Source organism: Pseudomonas sp. D4002 (genome assembly GCF_013385665.1).
Lineage (GTDB): Bacteria > Pseudomonadota > Gammaproteobacteria > Pseudomonadales > Pseudomonadaceae > Aquipseudomonas.
The window spans coordinates 136,823-161,809 of record NZ_JACAPN010000018.1 but is presented as its reverse complement, the minus strand read 5'-3'; the positions used below and the strand labels follow the sequence as shown (position 1 = coordinate 161,809).

22 protein-coding genes and 4 tRNA genes are annotated in these 24,987 nt (G+C 59.5%); 9 read left to right on the top strand and 17 right to left on the bottom strand.

Annotation, left to right across the window (positions count from 1 at the left end; translation table 11 throughout):
- Nucleotides 1–56 precede the first annotated feature (56 nt).
- Nucleotides 57–773 carry a 4'-phosphopantetheinyl transferase gene (locus HX824_RS12395; RefSeq protein ID WP_177019554.1) on the top strand — a complete coding sequence of 239 codons (717 nt, stop codon included), beginning with the start codon at nucleotides 57–59 and terminating at the stop codon, nucleotides 771–773.
- Here HX824_RS12395 and HX824_RS12390 read toward each other — a convergent pair.
- The gene (locus HX824_RS12390) at nucleotides 770–2,380 is read right to left on the bottom strand and encodes an ATP-binding protein (RefSeq protein ID WP_003214234.1); all 1,611 of its coding nucleotides are present in this window, start codon (nucleotides 2,378–2,380) and stop codon (nucleotides 770–772) included. The genes HX824_RS12395 and HX824_RS12390 overlap by 4 nt on opposite strands.
- Nucleotides 2,377–3,102 (bottom strand): response regulator, encoded by a 726-nt coding sequence (locus HX824_RS12385; RefSeq protein ID WP_177054602.1) that lies wholly within the window; start codon nucleotides 3,100–3,102, stop codon nucleotides 2,377–2,379. The genes HX824_RS12390 and HX824_RS12385 overlap by 4 nt, the downstream gene beginning before the upstream one ends.
- An 804-nt stretch (nucleotides 3,103–3,906) precedes the next feature.
- On the opposite strand from HX824_RS12385, the gene HX824_RS12380 reads away from it, so the two are divergent.
- Nucleotides 3,907–6,804 (top strand): ribonucleoside-diphosphate reductase subunit alpha, encoded by a 2,898-nt coding sequence (locus tag HX824_RS12380; RefSeq protein ID WP_008435294.1) that lies wholly within the window; start codon nucleotides 3,907–3,909, stop codon nucleotides 6,802–6,804.
- A gap of 364 nt (nucleotides 6,805–7,168) precedes the next feature.
- Here the strand turns inward: HX824_RS12380 and flgE are convergent, their stop codons facing one another.
- From flgE to HX824_RS12350, 6 genes are all read right to left on the bottom strand, one after another.
- Nucleotides 7,169–8,491 carry a flagellar hook protein FlgE gene (flgE, locus tag HX824_RS12375; RefSeq protein ID WP_003214240.1) on the bottom strand — a complete coding sequence of 441 codons (1,323 nt, stop codon included), beginning with the start codon at nucleotides 8,489–8,491 and terminating at the stop codon, nucleotides 7,169–7,171.
- 31 nt (nucleotides 8,492–8,522) lie between these two features.
- Nucleotides 8,523–9,251, bottom strand: coding sequence for a flagellar hook assembly protein FlgD (gene flgD, locus HX824_RS12370; protein WP_003214242.1), 729 nt, complete (start codon nucleotides 9,249–9,251; stop codon nucleotides 8,523–8,525).
- A 16-nt stretch (nucleotides 9,252–9,267) separates the two neighbouring features.
- Nucleotides 9,268–9,729 carry a flagellar basal body rod protein FlgC gene (gene flgC, locus HX824_RS12365; RefSeq protein WP_177054601.1) on the bottom strand — a complete coding sequence of 154 codons (462 nt, stop codon included), beginning with the start codon at nucleotides 9,727–9,729 and terminating at the stop codon, nucleotides 9,268–9,270.
- A gap of 3 nt (nucleotides 9,730–9,732) precedes the next feature.
- Nucleotides 9,733–10,140: a flagellar basal body rod protein FlgB gene (gene flgB / locus HX824_RS12360; RefSeq protein WP_003214246.1), complete on the bottom strand. Its 408-nt coding sequence runs from the start codon at nucleotides 10,138–10,140 to the stop codon at nucleotides 9,733–9,735.
- Between the two features lie 234 nt (nucleotides 10,141–10,374).
- Complete coding sequence (cheR, locus tag HX824_RS12355) at nucleotides 10,375–11,202, bottom strand: protein-glutamate O-methyltransferase CheR (protein WP_003214248.1); 828 nt, start codon at nucleotides 11,200–11,202, stop codon at nucleotides 10,375–10,377.
- A 43-nt stretch (nucleotides 11,203–11,245) separates the two neighbouring features.
- Entirely contained in the window at nucleotides 11,246–12,178 is a 933-nt protein-coding gene (locus HX824_RS12350) for a chemotaxis protein CheV (RefSeq protein WP_003214250.1), read from the bottom strand.
- Between the two features lie 80 nt (nucleotides 12,179–12,258).
- Between HX824_RS12350 and flgA the strand changes: the two genes are divergently transcribed.
- The 4 genes from flgA to HX824_RS12330 all read left to right on the top strand — a co-directional run bounded on the left by flgA (nucleotide 12,259) and on the right by HX824_RS12330 (nucleotide 14,850).
- Nucleotides 12,259–13,023 carry a flagellar basal body P-ring formation chaperone FlgA gene (gene flgA / locus HX824_RS12345; RefSeq protein WP_032899382.1) on the top strand — a complete coding sequence of 255 codons (765 nt, stop codon included), beginning with the start codon at nucleotides 12,259–12,261 and terminating at the stop codon, nucleotides 13,021–13,023.
- A gap of 142 nt (nucleotides 13,024–13,165) precedes the next feature.
- On the top strand, nucleotides 13,166–13,489 hold the full coding sequence (gene flgM / locus HX824_RS12340) for a flagellar biosynthesis anti-sigma factor FlgM (protein WP_003214254.1): 324 nt from the start codon (nucleotides 13,166–13,168) through the stop codon (nucleotides 13,487–13,489).
- 48 nt (nucleotides 13,490–13,537) lie between these two features.
- Nucleotides 13,538–14,005, top strand: a complete 468-nt coding sequence (gene flgN / locus HX824_RS12335) for a flagellar protein FlgN (protein WP_003214256.1) — start codon at nucleotides 13,538–13,540, stop codon at nucleotides 14,003–14,005.
- A 95-nt stretch (nucleotides 14,006–14,100) separates the two neighbouring features.
- The gene (locus tag HX824_RS12330; protein ID WP_003214258.1) at nucleotides 14,101–14,850 is read left to right on the top strand and encodes a flagellar brake protein; all 750 of its coding nucleotides are present in this window, start codon (nucleotides 14,101–14,103) and stop codon (nucleotides 14,848–14,850) included.
- Between the two features lie 60 nt (nucleotides 14,851–14,910).
- On the opposite strand, the gene HX824_RS12325 is transcribed toward HX824_RS12330, so the two are convergent.
- Both HX824_RS12325 and HX824_RS12320 read right to left on the bottom strand, forming a co-directional pair.
- Nucleotides 14,911–16,293 carry an MFS transporter gene (locus HX824_RS12325; RefSeq protein ID WP_177054600.1) on the bottom strand — a complete coding sequence of 461 codons (1,383 nt, stop codon included), beginning with the start codon at nucleotides 16,291–16,293 and terminating at the stop codon, nucleotides 14,911–14,913.
- A gap of 342 nt (nucleotides 16,294–16,635) precedes the next feature.
- Nucleotides 16,636–16,712: transfer RNA gene (locus tag HX824_RS12320), tRNA-Arg, on the bottom strand.
- 336 nt (nucleotides 16,713–17,048) lie between these two features.
- Between HX824_RS12320 and HX824_RS12315 the strand changes: the two genes are divergently transcribed.
- The 3 genes from HX824_RS12315 (at nucleotide 17,049) to HX824_RS12305 (ending at nucleotide 18,240) form a co-directional block, all read left to right on the top strand.
- Nucleotides 17,049–17,276, top strand: coding sequence for a hypothetical protein (locus tag HX824_RS12315; protein WP_003214261.1), 228 nt, complete (start codon nucleotides 17,049–17,051; stop codon nucleotides 17,274–17,276).
- 20 nt (nucleotides 17,277–17,296) lie between these two features.
- The gene (locus tag HX824_RS12310; protein WP_003214263.1) at nucleotides 17,297–17,476 is read left to right on the top strand and encodes a PA3371 family protein; all 180 of its coding nucleotides are present in this window, start codon (nucleotides 17,297–17,299) and stop codon (nucleotides 17,474–17,476) included.
- Nucleotides 17,477–17,913: 437 nt separating this feature from the next.
- Nucleotides 17,914–18,240, top strand: a complete 327-nt coding sequence (locus tag HX824_RS12305; protein ID WP_177054599.1) for an Arc family DNA-binding protein — start codon at nucleotides 17,914–17,916, stop codon at nucleotides 18,238–18,240.
- Nucleotides 18,241–18,343: 103 nt separating this feature from the next.
- Here HX824_RS12305 and mgtE read toward each other — a convergent pair whose 3' ends face one another.
- From mgtE to alaS, 7 genes are all read right to left on the bottom strand, one after another.
- Nucleotides 18,344–19,786 (bottom strand): magnesium transporter, encoded by a 1,443-nt coding sequence (gene mgtE, locus HX824_RS12300; RefSeq protein ID WP_003214265.1) that lies wholly within the window; start codon nucleotides 19,784–19,786, stop codon nucleotides 18,344–18,346.
- A 339-nt stretch (nucleotides 19,787–20,125) separates the two neighbouring features.
- Nucleotides 20,126–20,202 (bottom strand) — tRNA-Arg (locus tag HX824_RS12295).
- A gap of 72 nt (nucleotides 20,203–20,274) precedes the next feature.
- Nucleotides 20,275–20,351 (bottom strand) — tRNA-Arg (locus HX824_RS12290).
- 108 nt (nucleotides 20,352–20,459) lie between these two features.
- Nucleotides 20,460–20,550, bottom strand: a tRNA-Ser gene (locus HX824_RS12285).
- Between the two features lie 62 nt (nucleotides 20,551–20,612).
- Nucleotides 20,613–20,801, bottom strand: a complete 189-nt coding sequence (csrA, locus tag HX824_RS12280; protein ID WP_002554426.1) for a carbon storage regulator CsrA — start codon at nucleotides 20,799–20,801, stop codon at nucleotides 20,613–20,615.
- A 186-nt stretch (nucleotides 20,802–20,987) separates the two neighbouring features.
- Nucleotides 20,988–22,229, bottom strand: a complete 1,242-nt coding sequence (locus HX824_RS12275; protein WP_003214308.1) for an aspartate kinase — start codon at nucleotides 22,227–22,229, stop codon at nucleotides 20,988–20,990.
- Between the two features lie 95 nt (nucleotides 22,230–22,324).
- Nucleotides 22,325–24,943 carry an alanine--tRNA ligase gene (alaS, locus tag HX824_RS12270; RefSeq protein WP_003214310.1) on the bottom strand — a complete coding sequence of 873 codons (2,619 nt, stop codon included), beginning with the start codon at nucleotides 24,941–24,943 and terminating at the stop codon, nucleotides 22,325–22,327.
- Between the last annotated feature and the right edge of the window lie 44 nt (nucleotides 24,944–24,987).

The window sequence follows — 24,987 nt, the reverse complement described above, 5'->3', positions numbered from 1 at the left end:
ACGTATCCCCGGCCGCAGGCTATCCAGCGGCCCTGCAACTCGGCAAAATACCCGGCATGAATTCCCTACCCGCCTGCTGCACCCCACTTGACGCCCATTGGCCGTTGCCCGATGCCTTGCCCGGCACGGTCTTGCTGAGCACCCGTTTTGACCCGGCCCTGCTGGCCATCGGCGATTTCCAGCGCAGCGCCGTGCCGCCACCCGCGAGCATCCAGCGTTCGGTGGCCAAGCGGCAGGCGGAGTTCCTGGCCGGTCGCCTGTGCGCCCGCGCGGCCCTGCAACAGCTGGACGGGCTGGATTGCGTGCCGGCGATCGGCGAGGACCGCGCGCCGGTCTGGCCCGCGCACATCAGCGGTTCGATCACCCACAGCACCGGCCATGCAGCGGCCATCGTCGCCCACAAGACACAGTGGCGCGGGCTGGGGATGGACCTGGAGAACCTGCTGACCCTGGAGCGGGCGGAACGCCTGGCCGGGGAGATCCTCACACCGGATGAATTGCTGCGCATGGCCGCCGGGCCGCGGGAGCAGGTTGCGCAACTGGTGACGCTGACGTTTTCGGCGAAAGAGAGCCTGTTCAAGGCGCTCTACCCGATCGTGCAGAAGCGCTTTTATTTTGAGCATGCCGAGTTGCTGGAGTGGTCGGATACCGGCCATGCGCGGCTGCGGTTGCTGACGGACTTGTCCGCAGAATGGTGCCATGGCAAGGAACTGGAGGCGCAGTTTGCGGTGGATGGCGGGCAGTTGTTGAGCCTGGTGGCCGTCCAGGCCTAGACCTTCTCCTGATCCCGTGGCCAACTCAGGCTGAAACACGCGCCACCCAGATTGTTGCTCTTGCTGATCAACGCCCGGCCACCGTGCCAATAGATGATCCGCCGCACAATGGATAACCCCAGGCCGTGCCCACCCGACGCGCGGGTCCGGCTGTCATCCAGGCGCAGGAACGGCGTGAAAATCCGCTCCCAGGCACTTTCCGGTACGCCCGGCCCGTCGTCTTCCACGTCGATGCGGCAACGCACCTGGCCCACCTGGTAACTGATCAGCACCTGCCCCTGGGCGTGGCGCATGGCGTTGCTCACCAGGTTTTGCAGGGCACGGTGCAGGTAACGCGGCTCGGCCTCCACCCATGCATCATCCCAATGCGCCGAGGACAGGCAGATGCCCCGCGCCACGTTGATTTCCGGGCGCAGCGGTGACAGTTCATCAATCACCTGATCCAGCAACGCATTGAGGTCGACCCGCTGGAAATTCAGTGCCGGCGCCCCCTGTTCCAGCCGCGCGTAGGTGAGCATTTCGTCCACCAGGCCATCGAGGTCCTGGATGTCGCTGTCCATGCCCTCCATATACTTGCGCCGCGCTTCAGGCGTGGCCGCGTCGCCGATCATCTCCAGGCCGAACCGCAGGCGCGCCACCGGGGTGCGCAATTCGTGGGACACCGCCCGCACCAGTTCGCGCTGAATTGCCAACAGGCGTTGCAGGTGCTCGGCCATGCCATTGAACGCTGCCGCCAGGCGCCCCACCGAATCGGCGCCGCGGGCCGGCACCCGCACTTCAAGGCTGCCTTTGGCGATGCGCGTGGCGGCGGCTTCCAGGCCACTCAAGCGCCGCTCCAGCTGGCGCACCAATAAATAGACGATCAAGCCGATCAAGGTCAGGCTGATCAGCGCAATCAGGATCAGCCATTGCGCCGGGTACGGATTCATCTGATACAGCGGGCCGATTTCCAGGACCCACGGCGTGCCGACCATGCCGGCAAATACCCGGATCGAATCCCCACCCTTGCCCAGGGCCATCACGGTATCGCCTTCGGACACGCGGCGGCGCTGGTCTTCGTCCATATCGGCCTGATTGAGCATCACCAGGTGCATCTCGAAACCAAAGCCCTTGGCTTCCTTCAGGTCTGCGAGTTTCTGCGGTTGCTCCGCCACCGGGAAACGCACCAGCTCATCGGCCAGCAGGTAAATCGTCGCGCGGGCCAATTGTTCGCTGATTTGCTGCACTTCACCGGTCAGCAACAGTTGCTCCTGGTCACTGACCAAGCGCAGCACCCTGGCCGCGTGAGGCCCGGTTTGCTCCACCAACACCTGGCCGCGTTGCAGACGGCTACGCTGGGTCAGGTCCAGGTGCGCCTCGGCCACGGTCTGCAATTGCAGCGGGATACCCAGCAAGCGCTCCCACACTGCCAGGGCACGGCGGCGCTCGATGGCACTCATGGGTTGCAGGTTGTCGCCCATCAGCGCGAAGGTGCCGTGGGCCAGGCGCTCGCGGTACTGGCCGCTGCGCACTTCATTGAGCAGGTGCAAGGCCAGTACGCCGAGCAACGCCACCAGAATCAGCGCCGCGCACATGCCGCCGTAGATGCGCAGGAAGATTGAGTTCACGGCGTCAGGTCAGCCGCAGCTTCGGGGACGAACAGGTAGCCTTTGCTGCGAATGGTCTTGATCAGGCGTGGGTGGATCGGGTCGTCGCCGATTTTCGGGCGGATGCGCGAGATGCGCACGTCGATGGAGCGGTCCTGGCCGTCATAGCCAATACCGCGCAAGGCGGTGAAGATTTCTTCCCGGGACAGGATCCGCCCGGCATTCGCCACCAGCAACCACAGCAGGTCGAATTCGGCGCTGGTCAGTTCGATGCCGCCCTCATGCAGCCAGGCTTCACGCAGGGCGTTGTCCACCACCAGCGGGCCGAATTGCAGGCGCCGCTGTTTTTCGGGGAGTACAGGCTCGACGCTTTCGCTGCGCCGCAGCAGGGCCTGGATGCGTGCCAGCAACAGGCGTGGACGCACGGGTTTGCACACGTAATCGTCGGCGCCCATGTCCAGGCCCAGCACCTGGTCCATGTCGTCGGTGCGCGCGGTCAGCATCAGGATCACCCCGTCGTAGCGCTCGCGCACCTTGCGGCAAATGCTCAGGCCGTCTTCACCGGGCAACATCAGGTCGAGGATCACCAGGTCCGGCTGCTCGGCGATGATCCGCGCCGCCGCGAGGGCGCCATTGCCTTCCACCGACACCCGCAAGCCGTTGCTCTCCAGGTAGTCACGGGTCAACTCGGCCAGTCGCTCGTCGTCCTCGACAATCAATACCTGCCAGGCTTCTTGCTCCATGCGTTACCTCGGTTCTAATTATTGTAGGGGCGGGTTTGCCCGAGAAAACTCGAGGGCGCCGCGTTTATTCAGGTTTCCAGCGTCATCGTTGACGTCCTTCGCGGGCAAGCCCGCTCCTACAGTTGTCATGTAGGCGAGGCATAAACTGTATGGATAACCGCCGATTGTAGCAACGGGCCGGCCCTCTGCCACAAGCGCGCAAATGCGTTCGGACATCGTGTTTTTTTGTGATAGGGTTCGCGCCCGCAAAAATCCAACCGGTTGTTTTTACCTCGGAATATTCGGTGACAAACGGCGCAATGCAGCAGTACTGCGGCCTACACGGCCATTCCACGTTTCATACACATTTTACCCACAGCGTTATCCACAGGTAGTCCGTTGCTAAGCCCCCCAAAACGCATTATCTTGTAGGTCGTCGCCAAAAAAACCCTACATGTAGGGTTTTCAGCGAAAAGACCAAACACAAATCAGACAAGAAACTCAAGCTCTTTCTTGCTCCTGTTTGGTGAACTTAAGCCTTTTTCAGAAGACCAAACCGCGCACGCGGATGGCAGCCGTTTTCTGCCCCGATCAGGCGAAAACGGTACGGGTGTTGCAGTACGAAACTGTCACCCACCAGGAATACGGTAAAGAGCCCCAAGGCTTGTAACCGAAGACTTCGGCATGGAAGCGGCGCGAACAGCTCCCTTCCTCCTGTCCCGAAGTTGTTATGCCAGGCCCCTGGCCTGTTGTAAGTGCTTCAGGACGGAACGGTGGGCACCGTGATGGTGCCCAAATAAATATAGAATGTGGAGACAACCCCCCATGCAAACCGACACAACTCGCGAGAACCCGCAGGGCTCCGTGCCGCAGGCCGCTGATTCGAACCTGGATCTGTCCGCCACCGCGCCCGGCCAATTGCGCGTGATCAAGCGTAACGGCACTGTCGTTCCTTACACCGATGACAAAATCACCGTCGCGATCACCAAAGCGTTTCTTGCAGTTGAAGGCGGCACCGCTGCTGCCTCGTCGCGCATCCACGACACCGTTGCCCGCCTGACCGAACAGGTCACCGCAACCTTCAAGCGTCGCATGCCATCGGGCGGCACCATTCACATCGAAGAAATCCAGGACCAGGTCGAACTGGCCCTGATGCGTGCCGGCGAGCAGAAAGTCGCCCGCGACTACGTGATCTACCGTGACTCGCGCGCCAAGGAACGTGCCGTACGTTCCCCGGCCGAAGAAGCTGCCGTACAAGCTCACCCGTCGATCCGCATCACCCTGGCCGACGGTACGTTTGCACCGCTGGACCTGGGCCGCCTGAACACCATCATCACCGAGGCCTGCGAAGGCCTGGAAGAAGTCGATGGCGACCTGATCCAGCGCGAAACCCTGAAGAACCTGTACGACGGCGTGGCCCTGACCGACGTCAACACCGCACTGGTGATGACCGCCCGTACCCTGGTCGAGCGTGAGCCGAACTACTCGTTCGTCACCGCGCGCCTGCTGATGGACACCCTGCGTGCCGAAGGCCTGGGCTTCCTGAAAGTCGCCGACAGCGCCACCCACCACGAGATGGCCGACCTGTACGCCAAGGCCCTGCCGGCCTACATCGCCAAGGGTATCGAATTCGAATTGCTGAACCCGATCCTGGCCACCTTCGACCTGGAAAAACTCGGCAAGGCGATCAACCACGAGCGCGACCAGCAGTTCACTTACCTGGGCCTGCAAACCCTGTACGACCGTTACTTCATCCACAAGGACGGGATCCGCTTCGAACTGCCGCAAGTGTTCTTCATGCGCGTGGCCATGGGCCTGGCGATCGAAGAGAAGCAGAAAGAAGACCGTGCCATCGAGTTCTACAACCTGTTGTCGTCCTTCGACTACATGTCGTCGACCCCGACCCTGTTCAACGCCGGTACCCTGCGTCCACAGCTGTCCAGCTGCTACCTGACCACCGTGCCGGATGACCTGTCGGGCATCTACCACGCGATCCACGACAACGCCATGCTGTCCAAATTCGCCGGCGGCCTGGGTAACGACTGGACCCCGGTGCGTGCACTGGGTTCGTACATCAAGGGCACCAACGGCAAGTCCCAGGGCGTTGTACCGTTCCTCAAAGTAGTGAACGACACCGCCGTAGCCGTGAACCAGGGTGGCAAGCGCAAGGGCGCTGTATGTGCCTACCTGGAAACCTGGCACATGGACATCGAAGAGTTCATCGAGCTGCGCAAGAACACCGGTGATGACCGTCGTCGTACCCACGACATGAACACCGCCAACTGGATCCCTGACCTGTTCATGAAGCGCGTCTTCGATGACGGCAAGTGGACCCTGTTCTCGCCATCCGAAGTACCGGACCTGCACGACCTGACCGGCAAGGCTTTCGAAGAGCGCTACGAGTACTACGAAGCCCTCACCGAATACCCGGGCAAGGTCAAGCTGTTCAAGACCATCCAGGCCAAAGACCTGTGGCGCAAAATGCTCTCCATGCTGTTTGAAACCGGCCACCCATGGCTGACCTTCAAAGACCCGTGCAACCTGCGCAGCCCGCAGCAGCACGTGGGCGTGGTCCACAGCTCGAACCTGTGCACCGAGATCACCTTGAACACCAACAAGGACGAGATCGCCGTTTGCAACCTGGGCTCGATCAACCTGCCGAACCACATCGTCAACGGCAAGCTGGACACCGCCAAGCTGGAACGCACCGTGAACACCGCCGTTCGCATGCTCGATAACGTTATCGACATCAACTACTACTCGGTACCCCAGGCGCAGAACTCCAACTTCAAGCACCGTCCGGTCGGCCTGGGCATCATGGGCTTCCAGGACGCGCTGTACCTGCAGCACATTCCTTACGGTTCGGACGCTGCAGTCGAGTTCGCCGACAAGTCCATGGAAGCGGTCAGCTACTACGCGATCCAGGCTTCCTGCGACCTGGCCGACGAGCGTGGCGCCTACGAGACGTTCCAGGGTTCGCTGTGGTCCAAAGGCATCCTGCCGCTGGATTCGCAACAGATCCTGATCGAGCAACGTGGCCAGAAGTACATCGACGTTGACCTGAACGAATCCCTGGACTGGGCGCCGGTACGTGCCCGTGTGCAGAAAGGCATTCGTAACTCCAACATCATGGCCATCGCACCGACCGCCACCATCGCCAACATCACTGGCGTGTCGCAGTCGATCGAACCGACCTACCAGAACCTGTACGTGAAATCGAACCTGTCGGGCGAATTCACCGTGATCAACCCGTACCTGGTTCGCGACCTGAAAGCCCGCGGCCTGTGGGACTCGGTCATGATCAACGACCTGAAGTACTACGACGGTTCGGTGCAGCAGATCGAGCGCATCCCGCAAGAACTCAAAGAGCTCTACGCGACTGCCTTCGAAGTGGACACCAAGTGGATCGTCGACGCCGCCAGCCGTCGCCAGAAGTGGATCGACCAGGCTCAGTCGCTGAACCTGTACATCGCCGGCGCATCGGGCAAGAAGCTCGACGTGACCTACCGCATGGCCTGGTACCGTGGCCTGAAAACCACTTACTACCTCCGTGCCCTGGCTGCCACCAGCACCGAGAAGTCGACCATCAACACCGGCAAGCTGAACGCTGTTTCCAGCGGCGGCAACCACGGTGATGATTCGGTTCTCGCCGCACCTGCCGGCCCGGCGCCAGTGCCTAAAGCCTGCGCGATCGACGAGCCGGATTGCGAAGCTTGCCAATAAGCTGAGCACACCCTGGGTCTAACCACCCAAGGTTGAAAAACCCCCGATAGGCCTACGGCGTATCGGGGGTTTTCTTTTGCCTGGAACAACACCGTCGCGATTCGCGCACGTATTTCACCTCCTTGAAAACATCGGTGGGCTTCTGGCCGACGTGCATCATGGCGGCTTTTATCGCTGAAACAGTGATGCAGTTGCCGCCAGGGCCCTGACTGAATCCGCTCCAGATATCGCCCGGCTGGCCTTGTACCGTTCCGACAGCCGTGTATCCGCCTGTGACGCCCCCACCTATAGGCGTTATCTGAACATCCAAAAAAAAGCCCCTCACGCGAGGGGCTTTTCGGTAAAGCGAGTTAAAGCGACAACATCAGGTCATCTGAATGATGGTCTGCATGATGGTGCTTTGGGTGGAGATGGTCTTGGCGTTCGCCTGATAGTTGCTCTGGGCCTTGATCAGGTCCACCAGCTCGTTGGTCAGGTTGACGTTGGAGTTCTCCAGGGAGTTGGCCACGATCGAACCCAGGGTGCCGACTTGCGGGGTATCAAAACCCGGCTGGCCCGACGCGAAGGTTTCTTTCCAGGTGGTGCCGCCGGCTGGCTGCAGGCCCTGCTCGTTGTTGAAGCTGGCCAGGGAGATCTGGCCGATGGCCTTGCTCTGCTGGTTGCTGAACGTGGCGAACAGTACGCCGCTGCCGTCGATTTTCAGCCCGGTGATTTGCCCGGTGGCGTAGCCATCGGTGGTCGGCGGGTTGCGGTAGGTGGCGGAGTTGTACTGGGTGATGTTCCCCATGTTGACGGCCACGCCGTCTGCGTTGGCGGCCGCACCGTTAGGCGTCCAGACACCATTGACCAGGCCGCCCGGCTTCCAGTCGGAAATGGTCAGGGTGGTATTGGAAGCGGTGGCTGGCGGGGTAACGATCCCGGTCAGCTTGCCGGAGGTGTCAAACGACAGCGTCGAGGCGACTGGCGCTTTCACGTCAGTACCGGTGCCGCTGATCGGCGAGCCGTCAGGGTTGCGCCCATCGATCAGGGTGTAGGACTTCCAGGTGTTGGAGTCGGTCTTCACCAGGTACTGCACCATCGGATGCGCGTTGCCCTGCGTATCGTACAGCGTGGTGGAATATTGAGTGGTGAAGCTGTCCGATTTGGTCGGATCAAACGGGTGCGCCGTCTGGTCGATCGCCGTCTCGGAGGAGTTCAGGTTACTGGTGGAATCCACCTTGCTCGAAGCCTTCGGCGGCAGGTACGACAGGTTGAGCTGCAGGTCGGTCAAGCCCCCCTTCTGGATGTTGCCATCGGCATCCGCTGCGTAGCCTTGCAGGCGCGAGGTGCCGGTGTTGTTGGTGATGTAGCCGTCCTTGTCGGCCCGGAACGCACCGTTGCGGGTGTATTCCAGCGAACCGTCGCTGCCCTTCTGCACGAAGAAGCCGCCGCCCTGGATCGCCATGTCGAGCGTGCCGCCGCTGTTGTTGACGTCACCCTGGGTGAACTGCTGGGACACGGCCGCCAGGTTCACGCCATTGCCGATGCTGTTCTGGCCGGTACCCAGCTTGGAAGCCGCGTAGATATCCGCGAATTCCGCACGGGACGACTTGAAGCCGGTGGTCGCGACGTTGGCGATGTTGTTGCCCGTCACGTCCAGTTGTTTGTTGGCCGCATAGAGGCCGCTAAGGCCGATGTTAAAAGACATTGTTCTCTCCTTTTGCCGTATTTAGCCGGCTCTATGTACCGATAGTCTGAATTTGCGACAGCTTGATACTGCCCAGGCCGCCCGCCAGGTTCAGCACCATTTCAGCGCCGTTCGTACCCAGGGTTACGCTGGTCACCGTTGCCGGCAGCGAGGTGGCGAGGGCCACCGAGTCACCCTTGTCATTCTTGGTGGTGGCATTGAAGGTGTAGGTGCCGGGTGGCGCCGTCTCACCCGCATCGGTCTTGCCGTCCCAGACGAAGCTGGAGTTGCCGGCGCTCTGGGCGCCCATGTCGATGGTGCGAACGACGTTGCCATCCTTGTCGGTGATCTTGACGGAGACGTTGCCCGTCGCCGCCGTCACCGCCACGGAACCGGTCATGCTCTTGCTGGTATCCACCATCGCCTTGTCGGTCTGGGTGATGACCGAACGCCCCACCAGCGACGAAGCCTGCAGCGCCTGGGAGGAGCTGAAGTTGCTGGAAATCGCATTCACCGAGTCATTCAGGTTGTTGATGCCTTCCAGACTGCTGAACTGCGCCAACTGTGCGACGAACGCGCCATTGTCCTGGGGCGACAGCGGGTCCTGGTTTTTCAGCTGGGTCACCAGCAATTGCAGGAACGCGTCCTTGCCCATCGCCTGGTTGCCCGTCGCCGACTTGGCGGCGTCACCGACGCTGGTGTTATCTGTCGCCGTCTTGACCTTGGAATTAAAAAGGTCCTGGACTGCCGTGTTCGTCGAACTGTTATCAACAATGGCCATTATTTGGCGCCCCTTATCACTGACCCAGGGTCAGGACCTTCTGCATCATGGTTTTGGCGGTGTTCATCATTTCCGCGTTGGTCTGGAACGAGCGGCTGGCGGAAATCATGTCGGCCATTTCCTCGACCACGTTGACGTTGGGGTAGTACACGTACCCTTTTTCGTTCGCGGCAGGGTGGTTCGGCTCGTAGCGGGCTTCGAGGTTGCTCTGGTCTTCGACCACACCGAGCACCTGCACGCCCTGGCCTGCGGCATCCTGGTTCTGGAACAGCGAATCGCCGCTGCCACTCTGGCCGCCCTGGCCGCTCTGGCCGCTCTGGAACATGGTGGCGAACACCGGGTGCCGGGCACGGTAGGTCTGGTCGATGCTCGAAGACACGGTCTCGGCGTTGGCGATGTTACTGGCGACGGTGTTGAGGCGCGTGGTCTGCGCACTCATGCCACTACCGGCAATATTGAAAACACTGGCGAGGGACATGGCTTATTCTCCACGCAGGGCTGACATCAGCCCTTTGAATTTGCTGTTGAGCAGGGTGAAGCTGGCCTGGAAGTTCACTGAGTTCTCGGCGTAGGCCGATTGCTCCAACTGGGCGTCCACGGTGTTCTGGTCGATCGACGGTTGCATCGGCGTGCGATACAGCAGCGACTCGTCACCATTGCCCAGGCCTTGCGCCTCGATATGACGGCTGTTGGTCATGTTCAGGGCGAAGGTGCCGTTCTTGGTCTTGTCTTGCTGGGCGGCGAGCACGGCAGAGAAGTCCAGGTCCCGAGCCTTGTAGTTCGGGGTGTCGGCGTTGGCGATGTTGTTGGCCAGGACTTCGGCACGCTGGGCGCGAAAGCCCAGTGCTTGTTCGTGGATACCGAGCGCTTTATCGAAGCTGATGCTCATGGCGGAAACCTTTAGGGGCTGACCTGCTTTTCGTAACAAGGATTTAGCAAGGGCCATGCCAAGTTGCTTGAGCCCCGTAAATCAAGGGTTTGCGAGGGAATTGCCGGCGGCAATGCCAGAAAAGCGGCAAAGGGTTTCCGCGAAACGCCAGTAAAGCGGCAATGAGGGCTTGCCGCTTTGCGACCATAAAAAAAGGGAGGCCTGTGCAGGCCTCCCTTTTTGTTCAAGCACTCATCACTTGGCCTGGTAAATGATTCCAGGACTGCACTGCACCATCTGGTAATGATCCGGCAAACCGTTCAGCGCCTCGGAAGCCCCCAGGAACAGATAACCGCCACGCTTGAGGGTGCCGTGGATGCGCAACAGAATGTCTTTCTTCACCTCGGCCGAGAAGTAGATCAGCACGTTGCGGCAAAACACCATGTCGAACTTGCCCAGGCTGGCATAACTGTCCAGCAGGTTGAACGAACGAAACTCCACCCGGCTCTTGATCGGCGCCTTGACCGCCCAACGCCCTGCTCCCTTGGGATCGAAGAAACGCTGCAAGCGCTCCTGCGACAACCCGCGCCCCAGCGCCAGGCTGTCGTACTCGCCGGTCTTGCAGTTGGTGAGCATGGTGCCGGACAAATCCGTGGCCACGATTTGCGCCCCGGCCTTCAACTGGCCCATGTTGGTCCGCTCGAACTCATCGATGGCCATCGAAATCGAATACGGTTCCTGTCCCGACGAACAGGCGGCCGACCAGATGCGCAGGCGCTGGCCGGGAGCGGCCTTGATCGCCTCGGGCAGCACCTTGTTCTTGAGCACTTCAAACGGATAGGTATCGCGAAACCACAAGGTTTCGTTGGTGGTCATGGCGTCGACCACCATCTCCTTGAGCCCGCTGCGTGGCTGGCCCTGGATCCGTTGCACCAACTCCCCGAGGGACTTGATGCCTTGCTGCTCCATCAGTTTGTTGAGACGGCTGGATACCAGGTACTGCTTGTTTTCACCGAGCAATATGCCACAGGCCTTTTCCAGGAAGACCCGGAACTGTTCGAAATCCAAATTACCCGTAGACAATGATACCGCCTCTTAAATCGTGTGACCGCCAGGGAAAAGGCCCCTAGCCGTGATCTGCTGCCTTGATCCGGTCGACTACCCGGGATGCCAGGTCATCAGGGCGGAATTTGGCCAGGAAGTCATCGGCACCGACCTTCTTGACCATCGCCTGATTGAATACACCCGACAACGAAGTATGCAGGATGATATGTAGTTTTTGCATGCGTGGGTCGTTGCGTATCTCGGCCGTGAGGGTGTAGCCGTCCATTTCCGGCATCTCGATGTCGGAGATCATCATCAGGAATTCTTCTTCCGGCTTCTTGCCCTCATCCACCAGCTTGCGCAGGTAATCCAGGGCCTGGCGACCGTCATTGAGCGCGACCACTTCGACCCCAACGGTCTGCAGGCAACGGGACACCTGCTTGCGCGCAACCGAAGAGTCGTCCACCGTCAGCACCCGCAGCGAGATCGCCTTGTGCGCGGTTTCGGCGTCTACCACACCCACCGATATCGCCTCGGAGGTCGGGGCCACTTCGGCGAGGATTTTCTCCACGTCGATGATTTCCACCAACTGGTTGTCGACCCGCGTCACCGCCGTGAGGTAGTGATCGCGACCGGTGCCCTTGGGCGGCGGATGGATCTCTTCCCAGTTCATGTTGACGATGCGCTCCACCGAGCGCACCAGGAAACCCTGGGTCTTGGTGTTGTACTCGGTAATGATCACGAACGGGCTCTCGCGGTCCTGCAACCCCGCCGAACCGGTGGCCATTGCCAGGTCAAGAATCGGGATGGTCGCGCCACGAATATTCGCCACACCGCAAACCACCGGGCTGGACTTGGGCATTATTGTCAGCTTGGGACACTGCAGCACTTCGCGAACCTTGAAGACATTAATCCCGTACAGCTGCTTGCCGTCCAGACGGAACAACAGCAACTCCAGGCGATTCTGCCCCACCAGCTGTGTGCGCTGGTTCACTGAATCCATTACACCGGCCATGCCCAGACTCCTACGCTAAAACTTAGGGGTACGACGCGTACCCAACACTAAACGGCACGAGCTTTGCTTTTTTATTGGCCATGGACATCAAAACGACAGTTTCCCGACGCCTCCGATCCCCACAGTACCGCAGATTGCTCTGCGTCTCGATGGCGTTGCTTGCCTTGGCTACGGGCCAGCCGGCCCGCGCCGATAACGTCACCTTGCCTGATCTGCTTATCGGCGTCACTCAAGGCTTTCTTGAGTTCACTGTAGAAGATTATCTGGCCACGACGCAGACACCGGGCCGCTACGAAATCCAGGTCAACCAGCTGGATCCGCGCCTGCGCATGCCCATGTGCGACAGAGAATTGACAGCTTCCCTGGAAAGCCCCGCCCAGCCCATCGGGCGCGTGACCGTGAAAGTGCGCTGCGAAGGCGCCTCGCCCTGGACGGTGTTCGTGCCCGCCCAGGTCAAACTGTTTCGCGAAGTGGTGGTGGTGACGCGCCCGCTGAAACGTACCGGAATCATTGGTTATGATGACGTCGCGATGCGCGAGCGCGACATCAGCATGATCACCCAGAGCTACCTCACGTCCCTTGACCAGGCACTCGGGCAGAAACTTACCCGACCAATGGTCGCCGACCAGGTGATTACCCTGGTCCATCTCGAGCAGGCCGAAGTCGTGCGCAAAGGTGACCAGGTGGTGATTTCCGCCAGCAGCGGTGGCCTGAATGTAAAAATGCCGGGGGAAGCCCTGTCCAACGGCGGCATGAGTGAACAGATTCGCGTCAAGAACCTGAATTCCAACCGCGTGATCAAGGCCCGGGTGACTGCGCCGGGGCAGGTTGAGGTGGCTTTATAGATCACTGGCATCGGACGCCAGCTTTTCCTACACTGTGCGCAAAGCGGCATCGCGCATAGGTTTATTGTCAATCGAGCCTAAAGTTTGTCCGGGTATGGCCGAAAACATGGCAAGCGTCCAAATACCCAGAGGTTTTTTTAACATGGTCATCGATTTCAGTCGTTTGAATAACGCCCTGCCAACGCCCGGTTCTTCGCGCACCAACGGTGCCAAAGACAGCGTTGAAGCCAAGTCCCAGCCTCTGCCTGCCAAGACAGAACAGGCCGGTGCGAGCCAAAGCGGGGAATCGGTACACCTGAGCAATGAGGCTCAACAGTTGCAGAAGGTCACTGACTCGCTGAGCGATCAGCCAGTTGTCAATAAAGCCCGTGTGGCCGAATTGAAACAGGCGATTGCCGATGGCAGCTATAAGGTCGACAGCAACCGTGTAGCCAGCAAACTGCTTAACTTCGAAGCCGAGCGCTAGGCAAAGGCCTGCGCCAGGCTTTTGGACGCTTAAACCCCAAGGCCAGCCATGCACGACGAAAACTTGCTACAACTGATCATTGAAGACCTGCCTCCCGCACAGCAGCTGCTGGAGCTCCTTCGAGAAGAATCACTGGCCCTGTACGGCCGGGACATGCGCATGCTGGAAGAAATCCTGGCGCGCAAGCAATCGCTGATCGTCCTGCTGGAACAGCACGGCAAGAAGCGCAGCCAGATTCTGATCAGCCTGGGCCTCACGGCCGACCACAAGGGCCTGGAACAACTCGCCAGCCACTCCACGGTGGGCGACCAGTTGCTGGCCCAGAGCAAAGAACTCAACCAGTTGCTGACCCTGTGCCAGGAAACCAACCTCCTCAACGGCCAGGCCATCCAGCTTCAGCAAGCCACGACCGCCAATCAGTTGCGTATCCTCCACGGCGGCGAGCCTCCGGCTCTCTACAACGCTCAAGGCTCCACCTCACGCCTGGCCAAGCCAAGCACCCGCAGCCAAGCCTGAAACCAGTTTGAGCGCGCCCTATCCAAGTCGCGCCACATACTGGCAAAATGACAGCACTTGCGTGTAGTCGTATTTTGTCTGGAGATGGAAGAACCGTGTTCAACACCCTTAACGCGGAAGATGCTCCGCAGCCACCCAAGGTACTCACCACGCCGCTGGAAATCGCTGGCACCTTGCGGATGCTGCAAGAAAGCCATGATCCGCTGATCATCACCTTCCATGAACGCAACCAGCGGTTTCAAAGCTACCTGGTGGAAATCGACCGGGACAGCAAGACACTGGCCTTGGACGAAATGGTCCCGCGCGACGGCGAACGCTACCTCGAGAATGGCGAAGCTTTCCGGATCGAAGGTTTTCACGAGGGGGTGCGGGTAGCCTGGGAAAGCAACGGCACCCTGACCCTCGATGAAGCCGGCGGCCACCGTATTTACCGCGGCAGCATGCCTGGCGAGGTGATTTACCATCAGCGTCGCAACGCCTTCCGCGCGGCGCTGAAGCTGGCGCAACTGGTGAGCGTCGAACTGGGCGGCGACAAACTCAAGGCCCCCATCAGCGGCAAGTTGCTGGATATTTCCGCCACCGGCTGCAAATTGCGCTTCGAAGGGGATATTTCCGAGCGCCTGCAACTGGGCCAGGTCTACGACCGATTTATCGCCGCGCTACCCTTTGGCAGCATGACCACCTCGGTAGAACTGCGTTACCTGCACTTCGAAGAAAGGATCAACACCACCTTCGCCGGCCTACGTTTTCATAACATGAGCGGACTGGTGCAGCGCCAGGTCGAGCGGTTTGTGTATCAACTGCAGCGTGAAGCGCGGCGGTTTGACAAGGACGACGACCTTTAAACAATAAAGGTCGCGACAAAAAAACGGGCAGTCCCTCAAGGGGGCTGCCCGTTTTTGCTTTCAGGGGCGCGCCCTGCTCAAGTCGTGGGGGTGATCATCCGGGTCCGGATGCTCTGGTGGCTCGGTGACAGGCTCCGGCTGACCCAGTTCGGGATCGACTTCCGGCTCGGGATCCACAACTGCGGTCTGCATCTGGTCCTGCACCACCTGTTCGTCCACTCGCGGATCGAGGCACGCTACCAGGGGCGAGCTGGACATGCTGTCGGGCATCGCCACGTGATGCAGCGGTGCGTCGTCCACCTGATGCAGGTTGGTGACCGCCTTGGGCCGGATGCGCCACACCAGGATCAATGCGCACACGCTGAAAAACGCATACAGCATATGGCTGCCGAACAGCTTCATCACCACACCGGCCAACAGCGGGCCGACACTGGCGCCGATGCCGTAGGTCACCAGCAACATCGCAGTGAGCGACACCCGGCGATCACCCTCGACGTGGTCGTTGGAAAACGCCACAGCCAGCGGGTACAGGCAGAACTGCACCAGGGAACAGAGAAAGCCCGCGACGAACAGCACTTCCAGTGGTACCTGGGTCATGATCGCCAACGGCAACGCGGCCACCGCCAGGCACAAGGCGAAACAGCGAATCAACAGCGCGCGGTCATATCGATCGGACAGCCAGCCCAATGGCCACTGCACCAGCAGCCCGGCGAAAATGCAGCTACCCATGAACAGGCCGACCTGCTCGGTGGTCAGCCCTTGCTGAGACGCGTACAGCGGCGCCAAACCGTAGAACGAACCGACGATCAGCCCGGCCCCCAACACCGTACTGAGGGACTGCGGCACCCGCTTGATAAAGAAGCGCGGCTCCATCGGCGCCGGATGCAGCGGCGCCGGGTGAATGCGGCGAGTCATGGCCACCGGCACCAGGCACAGCGCAAAACACAGCGCGACCAGCATCAGCAACTCAAGCCCCAACTGCGGGTGCATCACAAGGATCAACTGGCCCAGCACCAGGCCCAGGTACGAGGCGATCATATAGCCGCTGAACACCGCACCGCGTTGCTTGGCTTCAGCCTGTTCGTTAAGCCAGCTCTCGATGACCATGTACTGGCACATCATGCCCAGGCCGACAATCATCCGCAGCACAATCCAGGCTGGCAGCCAGTTGATCAGCCCGTGGCCCAACACCGCCGCGCCGACGATCCCGGCACAGGTGGCGTAGGCCCGGATATGCCCGACGCGGCCAATCAGGCGGTGACCGATCTTGCCCCCCAACACCAGGCCAAAATAGTTGGCGGCCATCAACGCACCGACCCACAGGCTGTCGACGTGATCTGCCGCCAGGCGCAAGGCCAGGTAAGTACTGAGCAGGCCAGAGCCTATCAGCATCATCAGGGAAGCAAAATAAAGGGCTCGAAAAGGTTTCCAGATCTGGCGCATCGGCGTTCCGAGCGGCTCCTTGCTGTGGGTGTCAGGACTACCGGAATGATAGTCCCGGGTCGTCGGGTCCGGACAGCCAAAACATGCGGTTGCCGGGGAATATTTTGCTCATGCCAATTGGCTACGTGTCAGACGCTCGCCAGTCACCCGCGAGGTACACGATGCAGACGAATACTTGCGCCGCCCCGTTCTTGCCTCCCGTGTGAACCTCAAACGCGGGCAAGGTTCGGTTGGTGTTTGAAAAGTCTGCCGCACTCAAACGCCCGGCCACAAAAAAGCCCCGCCAGATAAATCTGATCGGGGCTTGCGGACGTCGAGGCCGCATGGGCAGCAACGGTGAAGTGGTGTCCCAGGGCCGGTTCGAACGGCCAACCTTCCCCTTAGGAGGGGGATGCTCTATCCAATTGAGCTACTGGGACTAATGACAGCCAACCGGCGATGGGCACGGCGACGGACGGCGTGCATGTTAACGGCGCAGGTGAATTTTGTCATGTCGTCCGTTGGCTTTTTGAGTGTAGGCCCATGCCAGTGACAGCCGGTGGTATTCCGCTCAACGATTACGGACGGTTCGGACCATCGTGCAAAATGCACTCCCCCAAAATGCCATCATTGCAAATTGCAACAGCATGGCAATCTGGACACTATATAAATGTTTGATTTTAAAGGATTTATTGTCAATTAAAGACTGGCACGACACCTGCAATCCTTTATTCTACAAATACAGTCCGGCCCAGCCATCTGCGGAGAACATGCACATGAACAGCGCACTTCTACTAGCCCTCAATACCGTTGCACTGGCTGCGCTGGTGATGTTCCATTTTCAGTCCACCACTTCCGACGACGCCGCGCAGGTCAGCCAGGCGATTCCCCACCACCTGCAGCAGCGCCCGCAACTGGCTGTCATGAAGCCGAACATGCAATCCCCACTGCAACTGACCCAGGGCACTCAAGCTGCTCCTGCCACTGAACACTGGGTTTTCTGAACCGCTTACCGGAGCATCCCATGAACAAGTCCGCCTGGCTGTTTCTGACCCTGGCACTCGCCGCCGCCGGCCTCGGCCTGAACGTATTGTCGCAAGACGTACAGACAGTCTCCTTCGTCGCCGCCGGCGTGTTTGGCAGCCTGTGGGTATTGGCAGTCTTCATTGGTCGCCGCATCAAATTCGATCCCGTACTGCGCTGAATCCCCCCCCGCTCGTCGCCCTCGCTAAAATCGCTGCCACGCCTCGGCTTGTCCGTCCGGACAGCCGACCATATGTCGCTCCGCATTCGTAAATTGGCAATTTGCCACTAATCTTAAAGTTAAGGGCAAAAGGCCATATTGCTATAGGATGTGCGCCCGAAAAGCCTTTTGCGCCCAGGGTCTGCGGGCTCAACACTCATTTGGGTGCGTCCGCGGAAAGTTTTCCAACCAGTCCGCAAATTTTGAAATGAGTACTGGCATAAAGCCGGTAGCCGGTTCAATATTTGTCACAGAATTGACGCCAAGGAACTGGCAAATCTGAGGCATGATGCGGCCTCTTTGCAATTCAGGTTGAACATTTGGCAGCAAACCTTGTCCTAACATGCATCTTGCGGCCAATTCCAAAAACCGCTCCCCTGAACTAACCGGTTAAATATATGCGCCCATTGAAACAGGCAATTTATTCCAGCCGTACGGCTGACAAGTTCGTCGTACGTCTGCCAGACGGAATGCGGGAACGCATTGCCGAGGTGGCTCGCAATCATCACCGCAGCATGAACTCTGAAATCATCGCACGCCTGGAACAAAGCCTGATTCAGGAAGGTGCGCTGGGCGACGAGCTGAGCATGCGCCTGGACAGCCCCGAGCTGTCACTGCACGAACGCGAACTGCTGCAGCGTTTTCGTCAGCTCTCCCACCGCCAGCAAAATGCTCTCGTCTCGCTGATCGCCCACGACGTTGAGACAGCTGCAGAAGCCAACTGATTGGCAACTGAAAGCTGAAAGCCAGCCATGCGCTGGCTTTTTTTTGCCCGGGATTTGGTCAGGAAAGGATCAAGGGGCAAATGCCCCCGATCCATGGAAGGGATCAAAGCAGGAAGATGGTTGCCAGACCCAGGAAGATGAAGAAGCCGCCACTGTCGGTCATGGCCGTGATCATCACACTGGCGCCCATCGCCGGGTCTCGTCCAAGGCGCACCAGGGTCATTGGAATCAGAACCCCCATCAACGCTGCCAGCAGCAGGTTAAGCGTCATGGCCGCCGTCATGACCACGCCGAGCGACCAGCTGCCATACAGCAGGTACGCCACGATACCGATGACACCGCCCCACACCAGGCCGTTGATCAGCGCGACCGCAAGCTCCTTGCGCATCAAACGCTTGCCATGCCCGGTCCCCACCTGATCCAGCGCCATGGCGCGGACGATCATGGTGATGGTCTGGTTACCCGAGTTACCGCCAATACCCGCCACAATCGGCATCAGCGCAGCCAGGGCCACGAGCTTCTCGATGGAGCCTTCAAACAGGCCGATCACCCGTGAAGCAATAAACGCGGTAATCAAATTCACCGCCAGCCAGGCCCAGCGGTTACGCAGGGATTTCCAGACCGACGCAAAAATATCCTCTTCTTCCCGCAGACCGGCCATGTTGAGGACTTCGCTTTCGCTCTCCTCACGAATCAGGTCGACCATTTCATCGATGGTCAGACGGCCGATCAGCTTGCCGTTCTTGTCGACCACCGGGGCCGAGATCAAGTCATAACGCTCAAACGCCTGGGCTGCGTCGTAAGCGTCTTCGTCCGGATGGAAACTCACCGGGTCACTGGCCATGACGTCCGCGACTTTCTTGTCCGGATCATTGACCAGCAGGCGCTTGATCGGCAGTACGCCCTTGAGGATCCCTTCGTAGTCGACCACGAACAGCTTGTCGGTGTGGCCTGGCAGCTCTTTCAACCGGCGCAGGTAGCGCAGAACCACTTCCAGGCTGACGTCTTCGCGGATGGTGACCATCTCGAAGTCCATCAACGCACCGACCTGCTCCTCGTCGTAGGACAACGCCGATCGCACACGCTCGCGCTGCTGGCCATCGAGGGTTTCCATCAGCTCATGGACGACGTCACGCGGCAGCTCGGAAGCCAGGTCAGCGAGTTCGTCGGCATCCATGTCCTTGGCGGCCGCCAGGAGCTCGTGATCGTCCATGTCGGCGATCAGGGTTTCACGGACCGAGTCGGATACTTCGAGGAGGATGTCGCCGTCGCGGTCAGCCTTGACCAACTGCCAAAGGGTCAGGCGGTCATTCAGCGGCAAGGCTTCGAGGATGTAGGCAACGTCGGCGGAGTGCAGGTCATCGAGCTTGCGTTGCAACTCGACAAGGTTTTGCCGGTGGACCAGGTTCTCGACCCGGTCATTGTTCGCGCCTTCCTGGCGATGCGTCAGGTCTTCGACCACGCGCTGGCGCTGCAGCAGCTCGACGACTTGAGCCAGGCGATCCTGCAGGCTTTCTTGTGTTTTCTTTACTTCAACTTCGGTCATAGGCGAACTCCACTCCCAGCAGCGGGGCACGCCGGAAGGATCAATCAGTCAATTCATGATTGGTAAAACGGGGTACTGAGTAACTACTGGGTAAGTCCATGGAGGTGTTCCACAAGCCCCGGCGGGGCTGACGGGCGCAATGATACACCGGGCGGCCGCGTTTAACGTCAAAAAACTGGAAAGAACAAGCGCTTGCGACACAAAGCTGAGCATTGGCCACACATATGAACTGCGACGACGCAGCTTGAGAGGAAAACACATGGGCGGGAGAAAAAGGCGCCCCGGGAAATAAAAACCCCAGACGGCAAAAAGCCCGCACTAGGCGGGCTTTTTGTTGTTTGGTGCACTCGACAGGATTCGAACCTGTGACCGCTCGGTTCGTAGCCGAGTACTCTATCCAGCTGAGCTACGAGTGCAGATTGTGTTTTTAGACCAGATCACAACTGGTTGAAGCCAAGCTACCTGCATTGCTGCAACTAACTCTTAAATGGTGCACTCGACAGGATTCGAACCTGTGACCGCTCGGTTCGTAGCCGAGTACTCTATCCAGCTGAGCTACGAGTGCATTTGTTGCCGCGCATTATAGGCCGTTCAATCTCTATGTAAAGCTATTTTTTCGTTTAGTTTCAACAACTTAGCGAAAAAACCAGATTGCAACGTACTAAGCAAATAATGGCGGAGAACGGGGGATTCGAACCCCCGACACCCTTTTGAGGTGTACTCCCTTAGCAGGGGAGCGCCTTCGGCCACTCGGCCAGCTCTCCGCAACACGGGGCGTATATTAACCAGCTTCATCCCCGTTTGCAAACATAAAAAACGATAAAAATTAATGGCTTGGTTCTTCGTCCTTCTCTTTCTTGATCCGCAGGTAGATTTCCTCGCGGTGGACAGCCACCTCTTTCGGAGCGTTAACCCCGATACGCACTTGATTGCCTTTGACGCCGAGCACGGTCACGGTGATTTCGCCATCACCAATAATCAGGCTTTCTGCGCATCGACGAGTCAGAATCAGCATACCTTTCTCCTCACGCATTTCATTTCGGGAACAACAGTCTGCAAAAAAAAGGCATTCGACCTACAACCAAATGGCCATAGCCCTACACGCCTAAGTATTGTCGAGCGCAGGTAAAAGAACAGGTCTTCACCACGCGCCCGACAAAAAAATGAAAGGCGCGGATAACCGCGCCTTCCTGGCAACGCATCACTCGCCCTGTCGGGCCGGAGCGTCCAGCTCAAAAGCGGTATGCAGTGCGCGTACAGCCAGTTCCAGGTACTTCTCTTCGATCACCACCGACACCTTGATTTCCGATGTGGAGATCATCTGGATGTTGATGCTTTCCTTGGCCAGGGCTTCGAACATGCGGCTGGCAACACCCGCATGGGAACGCATGCCCACACCCACGATCGACACCTTGGCAATCTTCGTATCGCCGACCACTTCACGGGCGCCGATTTCCTTCGCAGTGTTCTGCAGGATCCGCTCCGCCGCATCGTACTCGTTGCGGTGCACGGTGAAGGTGAAATCGGTGGTGTTATCGTGCGAGACGTTCTGCACGATCATGTCGACTTCGATGTTCGCGCCACTGATAGGGCCCAGGATCTTGAAAGCCACGCCCGGGGTGTCTGGCACGCCACGGATAGTCAGCTTGGCTTCATCACGGTTGAAAGCGATACCGGAAATGATCGGCTGTTCCATGGATTCCTCTTCATCAATAGTAATGAGGGTGCCCGGACCCTCCTTGAAGCTGTGCAGTACGCGCAGCGGAACGTTGTACTTGCCGGCGAACTCAACGGCACGGATCTGCAACACCTTGGAACCGAGGCTGGCCATTTCCAGCATCTCTTCGAAGGTGATCTTGTCCAGGCGCTGAGCCACGGACACAACCCGCGGGTCAGTGGTGTAGACGCCATCCACATCGGTGTAGATCTGGCATTCGTCAGCCTTCAGGGCTGCCGCCAGGGCCACGCCGGTGGTGTCGGAACCGCCACGACCGAGGGTGGTGATGTTGCCGTGCTCGTCGACGCCCTGGAAACCGGCGACAACTACCACACGACCGGCTTTCAGGTCAGCGCGAATCTTCTGGTCATCAATCTGCAGGATGCGGGCTTTAGTGTGCGCGCTATCCGTAAGAATGCGGACCTGGTTGCCAGTGTAGGACACCGCCGGCACACCACGCTTGTTCAGCGCCATGGCCAGCAATGCGATGGTCACCTGCTCACCGGTGGAAATGATCACGTCCAGTTCACGGGGAACCGGTTGCTGATCGCCACTGATTTGCTTGGCCAGATCGATCAGGCGATTGGTCTCGCCGCTCATGGCCGACAGCACCACCACCAGGTCATCGCCGGCATCGCGGAATTTCTTAACCTTGTCGGCGACCTGCTCGATTCTTTCGACAGAGCCGACCGAGGTGCCTCCAAATTTCTGTACGATCAAAGCCATTTCTAAGCCGCCTCAGCCCGTAAAGGGGCGCCTGTTATTCAATCAACCAGCACTGACTGAGCCCGCGACTAGACCACGGGCTCATTAACAGCGCCTTAAATACCTGCCTCGACAAACGGCACGGTCAGGGCCAGGGCCGCGTCCAGGGCGCCGGCGTCAACACCACCGCCTTGCGCCATGTCCGGACGACCACCGCCCTTCCCGCCCACTGCCGCGGCGGCTTGCTTCATCAAATCACCGGCCTTGAGTTGGCCAGTCAGGTCCTTGGTTACACCGGCAACCAGAACGACCTTTTCCTCATGGACACTGCCGAGCAGGATCACTGCGCGGCCGAGCTTGTTCTTCAACTGATCGACCAAGGCCAACAGCGCCTTGCCGTCCTGACCGTCCAGGCGTACGGCCAGCACTTTCACACCCTTGACGTCCAGGGCGGAAGCCGACAGATCGTCGCCCGCCGCGCTGGCCGCCTTGGCCTGCAACTGCTCCAGCTGTTTCTCCAGCTGACGGTTGCGCTCCAGTACGCCGGAGAGCTTGTCGATCAGGTTGTCGCGGCTGCCCTTGACCAGGCCGGCCGCTTCCTTGAGTTGTTCTTCTGCCGCATTGAGGTAGGCCAGGGCCGCAGCACCGGTGATCGCTTCAATACGACGTACGCCGGAAGCCACGCCGCCTTCGCTGATGATTTTCAGCAGGCCGATGTCGCCGGTACGGCTGGCGTGGATACCGCCACACAGCTCCACCGAGAAGCTGCCGCCCATGCTCAATACGCGCACTTCGTCGCCGTACTTCTCGCCAAACAGCGCCATGGCGCCTTTTTGCTTGGCGGTCTCGATATCGGTTTCTTCGGTTTCCACCGGGGTGTTCTTGCGAATCTCGGCGTTGACGATGTCTTCCAGGGCCTTCAACTGCTCAGGCTTGATCGCCTCGAAATGACTGAAGTCAAAACGCAGGCGCTGGCTATCGACCAACGAACCCTTCTGTTGCACATGCTCACCCAGCACCTGACGCAACGCAGCGTGCAGCAAGTGAGTGGCAGAATGGTTCAAGGCAGTTGCATGCCGTACGTCGGCATCTACCTGAGTGTCCACCGGCGCGCCGACGGTCAGGTTGCCCAGCACCAGCACGCCGTGATGCAGGAACGCACCGCCGGTCTTGGTGGTGTCGCGCACTTCAAAACGACCGGAGGTGGAGCTCAGGAAACCACAGTCGCCAACCTGGCCACCGGATTCAGCGTAGAACGGGGTCTGGTCGAGGACCACAACACCCTCGTCACCTTCGTTCAGCACGTCAACTGACTTGCCGTCCTTATAGATAGCCACGATCTTGGCCGAGCCAACGGTGGCTTCGTAACCAATGAACGAAGTCGCCACATCAACCTTTACCAGGGTGTTGTAGTCCAGGCCAAAGGAGCTGGCGGAACGGGCACGGACGCGCTGGGCTTCCATCTCACGCTCAAACCCGGCCTCGTCGATGGTCAGCTCGCGTTCGCGGGCGATGTCGGCGGTCAGGTCCATCGGGAAACCGTAGGTGTCGTACAGCTTGAACACGACGTCGCCCGGCACCACGGTGCCCTTGAGCTCGACCAGGTCCTGCTCGAGGATCTTCAGGCCGTGCTCCAGGGTCTTGGAGAACTGCTCTTCTTCAGCCTTGAGCACGCGCTCGATGTTGGCTTGCTGCTGCTTGAGTTCCGGGAAGGCATCGCCCATCTCGGCCACCAGCGCGGCAACGATCTTGTAGAAGAAGCTGCCGGTGGCGCCCAGCTTGTTACCGTGACGGCAGGCGCGACGGATGATGCGGCGCAGCACATAGCCACGGCCTTCGTTCGACGGCAGCACGCCATCGGCGATCAGGAAGCCGCAGGAACGGATGTGATCCGACACCACCTTGAGCGACGACTGGTTGTCGTTGGCACAGCCAATGGCCGCCGCCGAAGCGCTCAGCAGGTTGGTGAACAGGTCGATCTCGTAGTTGGAGTGAACGTGCTGCATCACCGCACTGATCCGCTCCAGGCCCATGCCGGTGTCCACCGACGGCGCTGGCAACGGATGCAACACGCCATCGGCGGTGCGGTTGAACTGCATGAACACGTTGTTCCAGATTTCGATGTAGCGGTCGCCGTCTTCTTCCGGCGAGCCCGGTGGGCCACCCCAGATGTCGGCGCCGTGATCGTAGAAAATCTCGGTGCACGGGCCGCACGGGCCGGTATCGCCCATGGTCCAGAAGTTGTCGGACGCGTAAGGCGCGCCCTTGTTGTCGCCGATGCGAATCATGCGCTCGACCGGCACCCCGATTTGCTGGGTCCAGATGTCGTAGGCTTCGTCATCGGTGGCGTAGACGGTCACCCAGAGTTTTTCCTTCGGCAGCTTCAGCACGCCGGTCAGGAAGGTCCAGGCAAAGGTGATCGCGTCTTTCTTGAAATAGTCGCCGAAGCTGAAGTTACCCAGCATCTCGAAGAATGTGTGGTGGCGGGCGGTGTAGCCCACGTTTTCCAGATCGCTGTTCTTGCCGCCGGCGCGTACGCACTTCTGGCTGCTGGTGGCGCGGGTGTAGGCGCGCTTTTCCTGGCCCAGGAAGCAGTCCTTGAACTGGTTCATCCCCGCGTTGGTGAACAGCAGGGTTGGGTCATTGCCTGGGATCAAGGAGCTGGAGGCGACACGGGTGTGACCTTGCTCTTCGAAGAAGCGAAGGAAGGCTTCACGGATTTCTGCGCTTTTCATTAGGTTCTTCCACGGAGGCTGCGGCCAAAGGCCAGTGCTAAACG

What these genes read in the sequence shown, in the direction of transcription:
- HX824_RS12385 (WP_177054602.1), bottom strand. Translation starts at nt 3,102, where the DNA reads ATGGAGCAAGAAGCCTGGCAGGTATTGATTGTCGAGGACGACGAGCGA.
- flgE (WP_003214240.1), bottom strand. Translation starts at nt 8,491, where the DNA reads ATGTCTTTTAACATCGGCCTTAGCGGCCTCTATGCGGCCAACAAACAA.
- flgM (WP_003214254.1), top strand. Translation starts at nt 13,166, where the DNA reads ATGGTCATCGATTTCAGTCGTTTGAATAACGCCCTGCCAACGCCCGGT.
- HX824_RS12395 (WP_177019554.1), top strand. Translation starts at nt 57, where the DNA reads ATGAATTCCCTACCCGCCTGCTGCACCCCACTTGACGCCCATTGGCCG.
- HX824_RS12275 (WP_003214308.1), bottom strand. Translation starts at nt 22,229, where the DNA reads ATGGCTTTGATCGTACAGAAATTTGGAGGCACCTCGGTCGGCTCTGTC.
- flgA (WP_032899382.1), top strand. Translation starts at nt 12,259, where the DNA reads ATGGACATCAAAACGACAGTTTCCCGACGCCTCCGATCCCCACAGTAC.
- mgtE (WP_003214265.1), bottom strand. Translation starts at nt 19,786, where the DNA reads ATGACCGAAGTTGAAGTAAAGAAAACACAAGAAAGCCTGCAGGATCGC.
- flgN (WP_003214256.1), top strand. Translation starts at nt 13,538, where the DNA reads ATGCACGACGAAAACTTGCTACAACTGATCATTGAAGACCTGCCTCCC.
- HX824_RS12380 (WP_008435294.1), top strand. Translation starts at nt 3,907, where the DNA reads ATGCAAACCGACACAACTCGCGAGAACCCGCAGGGCTCCGTGCCGCAG.
- alaS (WP_003214310.1), bottom strand. Translation starts at nt 24,943, where the DNA reads ATGAAAAGCGCAGAAATCCGTGAAGCCTTCCTTCGCTTCTTCGAAGAG.
- flgB (WP_003214246.1), bottom strand. Translation starts at nt 10,140, where the DNA reads ATGAGCATCAGCTTCGATAAAGCGCTCGGTATCCACGAACAAGCACTG.
- HX824_RS12305 (WP_177054599.1), top strand. Translation starts at nt 17,914, where the DNA reads ATGCGCCCATTGAAACAGGCAATTTATTCCAGCCGTACGGCTGACAAG.
- flgC (WP_177054601.1), bottom strand. Translation starts at nt 9,729, where the DNA reads ATGTCCCTCGCCAGTGTTTTCAATATTGCCGGTAGTGGCATGAGTGCG.
- HX824_RS12350 (WP_003214250.1), bottom strand. Translation starts at nt 12,178, where the DNA reads ATGGCCGGTGTAATGGATTCAGTGAACCAGCGCACACAGCTGGTGGGG.
- HX824_RS12315 (WP_003214261.1), top strand. Translation starts at nt 17,049, where the DNA reads ATGAACAGCGCACTTCTACTAGCCCTCAATACCGTTGCACTGGCTGCG.
- csrA (WP_002554426.1), bottom strand. Translation starts at nt 20,801, where the DNA reads ATGCTGATTCTGACTCGTCGATGCGCAGAAAGCCTGATTATTGGTGAT.
- HX824_RS12310 (WP_003214263.1), top strand. Translation starts at nt 17,297, where the DNA reads ATGAACAAGTCCGCCTGGCTGTTTCTGACCCTGGCACTCGCCGCCGCC.
- HX824_RS12325 (WP_177054600.1), bottom strand. Translation starts at nt 16,293, where the DNA reads ATGCGCCAGATCTGGAAACCTTTTCGAGCCCTTTATTTTGCTTCCCTG.
- flgD (WP_003214242.1), bottom strand. Translation starts at nt 9,251, where the DNA reads ATGGCCATTGTTGATAACAGTTCGACGAACACGGCAGTCCAGGACCTT.